General features: G+C 74.0%; 4 protein-coding genes. All 4 read right to left on the reverse strand.

Translation table 11 applies throughout. The features are described from left to right. On the reverse strand, nucleotides 1-1899 hold a 1899-nt coding region (locus EQG76_RS00445), incomplete at its 3' end, for a hypothetical protein (RefSeq protein ID WP_159709605.1). Next, complete coding sequence (locus tag EQG76_RS32945) at nucleotides 1896-4646, reverse strand: DUF4159 domain-containing protein (RefSeq protein ID WP_159709607.1); 2751 nt, start codon at nucleotides 4644-4646, stop codon at nucleotides 1896-1898. The genes EQG76_RS00445 and EQG76_RS32945, both read right to left, overlap by 4 nt. A 3-nt stretch (nucleotides 4647-4649) precedes the next feature. After that, nucleotides 4650-5552, reverse strand: coding sequence for a DUF58 domain-containing protein (locus EQG76_RS00455; RefSeq protein WP_159709609.1), 903 nt, complete (start codon nucleotides 5550-5552; stop codon nucleotides 4650-4652). Then, on the reverse strand, nucleotides 5542-6265 hold a 724-nt coding region (locus tag EQG76_RS00460; RefSeq protein WP_159709611.1), incomplete at its 5' end, for an AAA family ATPase. The genes EQG76_RS00455 and EQG76_RS00460, both read right to left, overlap by 11 nt.

Raw genomic sequence — 6265 nt, forward strand, 5'->3', positions numbered from 1 at the left:
GCGGTCGACGCCCACGCGGCGGATATCGGGCACCGGCTGTTCCGCGAGCCAGGTGAAGGTGCCGCCGGTGGCCTGGACCACCGGGCGCAGCGGCAGGTCGGTGGTCGTGACTGCCTCGCCTTCGACCCGGGCCACCGGCAAGGGCGAGGCGAAGGCGACGTGCTCGCCATCCTCGATCCGCCAAAGGCCGCCCTCCTCTGCGGCGATCTCGGCGCGGGCGACGCCGTTTTCGTCGGGCACCAGGGTCAACCGCTGCACGCCGCCCGACGGCGAGGTCACCGTGACGTCGTGGGGCATGCTCTCCAGCGAGTGGCGCTCGATCGTCAGGCGCCGGTCGGCACCCTCTGCGGTCAGCTCCTCCTCTTCGAGCTCGGGCTCCTTCATCAGCCAGTGGACGAGGCGGCGCAGGAGCAGGCTCTGCGGTCCGCCGCCCTCGAAGCCACGCGCCCACAGCCAGGCATGGTCGGACAGGAGCTGGGCTACTCGGCCCTCGCCCTGGCGCTTGAGCAGGAGCAGGGGCTGCTCGGCGGCACCTGCCATCACCACGCTGGCATCGGCCGGGTCGACCTCCACCTGGCGGAACCAGCGGCCCCAGCGCCGGCCGTCCGCGTCCAGGCCGCGGGTGACCGGGTGGCGCCGGCCGAGCTCGGTGATGGCCGGGGTGAACGGCAGCTCGCTCACCTGGCCGGTGGGCGCACCCGGGAGGACACGCGCCAGCGGGGTGCGGAACAGGGAGGAGCTGGTGGCGAACTCCGGCCCCGCGGCTTCCAGCAGCGCCCCGCCACGCTCCACCCAGGAGGCGACGTTGTCCAGATAGATCGCCGGCAGCAGGCCGCGCCGGGCGTAGCGGTCGAAGATCACCAGGTCAAACTGGTCGAGCTTCTCCTCGAACAGCTCGCGAGACGGGAAGGCGATCAGCGCCAGCTCGCGGATCGGTGTGCCGTCCTGCTTCTCCGGCGGACGCAGGATCGTGAAGTGGACGAGATCGACCGCCGCGTCCGCCTTGAGCAGGTTCCGCCAGACCCGGAGGCCCGGATAGGGCTGGCCCGAGACCAGCAGCACGCGCAGCCGGTCGCGCACCCCGTTCACGAACACGACTTGCCGGTCGTTCTGCGCGGTGAGCTGGCCTTCCAGCGGGTCGACCTCCAACTCGATCGCCGCCTCGCCGCCGCGCTCCAGGCGGAACGGGAGGTCGGTGCTCTGGCCGGGCACCAGGTTGGCCCGGCCGACCAGCTGCCCATCAATCGACAGGCGCACCGGCACGGGCGCACTGCCCTGGGCGGGCTCGTCCTCCACCCGGACCGTCACAGTCTGCGGCTCACCGACCATCGCATAGGTAGGGGCGCGCTCGACCACGAGTCGCCGGTCGACCTCGTCCTGCCGGCCGGTCAGCAGGACATGCAGGGGTGCGTCCAGGCCGAGGCTGGCAGGATCTGCCGGCACGTCATGCACCCTCCCGTCCGTGACCACGACCACGCCCGCTAGCCGGCTGCGGTCGATCTCGCCGAGGGAGCGGCCGAGCCGGTCGAACAGCGCGGTGCCGCGGTCCGGATCGGCTTCCAGCGTGACCTCGCGCAGGTCCAAGTCGGGCACCGCAGCCAGGCGCTCGCGCAGCTCCGCGATGGCTTGGTCGGTGCGGGTTGGGCGCTCGCCGATCTCCTGGCTGGGCGTACGGTCGGTGACCAGCAACAGTTCGTCGGACAGGCGCTCGCGCTGCTCGGCCAGGATGGACGGGCCGGCCAGGGCCAGGAGGATCACCGCCAGGGCCAAGGCCCGCCAGCCGATGCCCGACGAGCGGCGCCAGATGCCCAGGCCCAGCAGCACGAGGCCCAGCAGGGCGCCCAGCGCGATCGTCCACCAGGGCAGGAGCGGGTGAAAGACGAGGTCGACGCCGGTCATTGGCCGAGACGCTCCAGGAGGGCTGGGACATGGACCTGATCGGTCTTGTAGTTGCCGGTCAGCGCGTACATCACGAGGTTGACGCCCACCCGGCGCGCTAGCTCGCGCTGCTCTTCGCCACCGGGCGTCACTGGCAGGAGCGACGCCCCGAACCGGTCGACCGCCCAGGCGCCGGCGAAGTCGGAGCCGGCCACGATCACCGTGGACACGCCGTCATTGACCTGGCTACGCGGCGCATCGACCCAGACAGTGCGTGGCGCGAACCTGCCCGGGAAGTTCGGCATCAGGTAGAAGGACTTGCTGAGCGCATGGTCGGCGTCGACCGGGGCCAGCGGCGGCAGGTCCAGGCCGTGGAACAGCTCCGCCAGCCGCTCCGCCCCCGGCCCCGCCTCGTCGGCCATGGTCCTGGCCGCGTCGCCCGTGTCGAACAGGATCATGCCGCCCTGGCGCAAATAGTCGCCGACCTTGGCGATCGCCGCCTCGGACAGGTCCGGGTGCTCAGGCGGGACCGGCCAGTAGAGCAGCGGATAGAGAGCCAGGTCGTCGGCCTCGACATCCACCGGCAGAGGCTCCTCCGGCTCCACCGAGGTCCGGTCGCGCAGGACCAGCGACAGGCCCTCCAGCCCGGCCGCCGAGATCTCGTCGACCTTCTGGATGCCGGTCCGAACCCAGGCCAGGCGGGTGCTCTCGGTGGCGTCCACCGCCCGCACCTCTGCCTGGGCCAGGGCCGGTCCGCCATTGCCCAGCAGCACCAGGGCGGCCAGCGCGGCGGCGGCGGCCGGGCGCAGGCGTGCCGGCAGGGGCAGGTGGCCGCGCAGCACCATGGTGATGGCGAGATCGGCCAGCGCCAGGAGGAAGGCGGCTGCCAGAAGCCAGGGGCCGAGCTCGGTCTCGCTGCTGGGGCCGACCCGCACTTCCGGCAAGGCCAGCACCGTGCCGTCGACCGGATCCAGGGCCGGCAGGTTCTGGCCGACATCCAGGGCACGGCGGGGGATCTCGTCGTCGCCGGCCTGCAGCTCGACCGGCGCCCAGAAGCCGGGCGGGGTAGCGGCCGAGGCACGGGCCGCCGCGAGGGCTGGCCCGTCCAGCGTCTCCACGCCCAGGGGCGGGGCCGCCAGCATGCCGGCGCCGGACAGCACGGCCAGCGGCCGGAAGCTGCCGCTGGCCTGGGTCTCGTCGCCACGGCCCAGCGCCGTCAGCCGGCGCAGCATGTCGACGAACAGGCCGGACAGCGGCAGGTCGGTCCAGGCGGGGTCGGCGGTGGTGTGGATCAGCACCAGCCAGCCATCGTCCTGGCGCCGCCCGGTCACCAGCGGCGTGCCGTCGGTGAGTGCCGCCAGGATCGCGGCGGTCAGGTCCGGGCCGGGCCGCGCCAGCACCTGGCGGCGGACGGTGACATCGTCCGGCACCCGCAGCCCGGCGAACGGCCCGTCCGTGGGGAACGGCGCCAGCTGCAAGGGCTCCGTCCAGGTCAAAGCACCACCGAGCTGGCGGTCGCCGAACCTCAGCGGCACCGGCACCAGCGGGTCCTCGCCGGCCGCCAGGCGCGGCCCGGCAAAGCGGATCAGGACGCCGCCGCCGTCGATCCAGCTCCGCAGCGCTGCCCGGTCCTGGTCGGTGAGTGCCGCGGCATCGGGCAGGACCATCGCCGCGGGCTCGCCCTCGATCAGCTCCGCCACGGTGCCGCGCCGGACCTCGGCATAGGGGGAGAGCGCCCGGTCGATGTACCAGGTCTCGGCCAGGAGCGGCTGGTCCGCCCCCTCGTCGACGGGCGCCACGATCCCGACGCTGCGGCGGCGCCAGCGCTCGTCCACCAGCACGGTCTCGCCGGCACCGCGCCGCTCGTCGATCTCCAGGCGCTCCACCTGGTTGCGCAGGTCGATCGGCAGGTCGAGGCTGCCCTGGACCTGGCGCTGGTCGGCCGCGATCGCCACGTCGGCATGGGCCAGCACCTCGCTGCGGCCGGCGAGCGCCAGGACCCGCAGCGGCTGCGCTTCCGGCCTGGCGGCGGCGCGCTCGACGCTGAACGCCAACCCGGCGGCATCCGGGTCGCCGTGGCGCAGCAGGAGCGGCGCATCGGCTGGATCGGGCAGCACCAGGCGCACCGGTGCGAGATCCCGAAGCCGGGCCGCGAGGCGCACGGCGTCGGCCACGGCGTCCGGTCCGGCCGCGGTACCGTCCGCGAACCACCACACCGCCGAGGGCGGCTCCGCCAGCCCGTCCAGGGCCCGAAGGGCCGCGGCCCGGTCGGCCGGCCAGCTCGCCGGGCCGCGTCGCTCCAGTTCGGCCAGGGCGTCGGGTGCGGTCATCGCCACGGGCTCGACGCCCTGCTCGGTGCCGGCGGTGCGCAGCAGCACCACCGGGCGGCCTTCGCGCCGGGCGGCGGTCAGCACGCGCTCCACCGAGGCACGGGTGACGCTCCAGCCGGGGGCGGCGGCAAAGCCGTCATCGACCACCAGCAGGAGCGGCCCGTCCCGCCCGGTGTCGGGGATGGGCTGGAGGACGGGGCCGGCCACCCCGAGGATCAGGAGGGCGGCCAGCAGGGTGCGCAGTGCCAGGAGCCACCAGGGCATCCGCGCGGAGGTCTTCTCCTCCTCCTGAATGCCGAGCAGCAGCCGGATCGGCGGGAACAGGCGGCGCTTGGGGCTGGGCGGGATCACCCGCAGGAGCAGCCAGATGGCCGGCAGGGCCAGCAGGGCGGCGAGCACCAGAGGCTGGGCGAAGGCGAGCGATCCGAGCCAGGGCAACGATCAGGTACTCCCGGCAGTCGGCAGGGCCAGCGCCTGCCACAGGGCCACCAGTGCCACCGTCGCCGGCTGGTCGGTGCGGTGCAGGATGTGGATCCAGCCGAGCCGGCCGGCAGCCTCGGCGAGACTCTGCCGATGCGCCTGCCACACGGTGCGGTAGCGCCGGCCGAGCTCCGCGGCGTTCTCCACCAAGCGCCGCCCGTCACCCTCCATCCCCTCGACCACCATCCGGCCCTCGTAGGGGAAGGTCTCCTCGGCCGGGTCGACCACCTGGACCAGCACGCCGCGCACGCCATGCGCCACGTGTGGCCGCAGCCAGTCGCGCAGGAGCTCCGGCGGATGGAGGAAGTCGCCGAACAGCACGGCCCGGGCATGGGCAGGAATGCGGTCGCCCGGCAGCGGGGCGTCGCGGGACAGCGGCTCGCTGGAGCCCAGTGCCCGCAGGATCCGGTTGGCGACGGTCTTGCCGACCACCGCGCGCTCGTCATGCCCGAGCAGGCCGACCCGCTCCCCGCCATCGACCAGCAGGTCGCCAAGCGCGATCATCAGCACGGCAGCCCGCTCCAGCTTGCGCGGCACGGCATGGCTGGAGCGGAAAGTCATGGACGGGCTGCGGTCGCACCACAGCCAGGCGGCCTGGGCCGCCTCCCATTCGCGCTCGCGCACGAACAGGCGGCTGCCGCGTGCCGACTGGCGCCAGTCGATCCGCTGCGCCGGGTCGCCCGGCTGGTAGGGGCGGAACTGCCAGAAGGTCTCGCCCGGGCCGGCCCGGCGCCGGCCGTGGACACCCTGCACCACGCCCGCCGCGATCCGCCTGGCCTCGAGCTGGAGTGCCGGCAGGCGGGCGGCGAGGCCAGCCGCCTCGGCGCGCTGGCCCAGCGGATCGCGCTGCGGCTCAGAACGCATGAGCGAGCAGGCGGCGGATCAGCTCGTCGGCATCGATCCCTTCCGCGCGGGCGGCGAAGCTGGGGGCGATCCGGTGGCGCATCACCGGCCGGGCAAGGGCCCGCACATCGTCCAGCGAGGGGGCGATCCGGCCGTCCAGCAGCGCCTTGGCCCGCACCGCCAGCGCCAGGGCCTGGCTGGCGCGCGGGCCGGCACCCCAGGCCAGCAGCCGGTCGAGGTCGGGCAAGGCACCGCTGCCGGGCCTGGCCGCACGTACCAGCTTCAGGATCGCGTCCACCACCTGGTCGCCGATCGGCAGGCGACGCACCAAGCGCTGCCACTGGTCGAGCAGGCGTGGGTCGGCGATGGCGGGGGCGGTCGCCTCGGTGCCGCCCGTGGTCACCAGCACCATGCGCCGCTCGGCCGCCTCGCTCGGATAGTCCACGTCGATCTGCAGGAGGAAGCGGTCGAGCTGGGCCTCGGGTAGGGGATAGGTGCCCTCCTGCTCGACCGGATTCTGGGTCGCCAGCACATGGAACGGGCGCGGCAGGTCGTGGTCCTCGCCAGCCACCGTCACCTTGCGCTCCTGCATGGCCTGCAGCAGGGCCGCCTGGGTGCGCGGGCTGGCGCGGTTGATCTCGTCGGCCATGAGCAGCTGGGCGAACACCGGCCCGCGGATGAAACGGAACGCGCGCCGCCCGTCCGCGGCCTCGTCCAGCACCTCGGAGCCCAGC

Origin of the sequence: Geminicoccus flavidas (genome assembly GCF_009806515.1) — a bacterium.
GTDB lineage: Bacteria > Pseudomonadota > Alphaproteobacteria > Geminicoccales > Geminicoccaceae > Geminicoccus > Geminicoccus flavidus.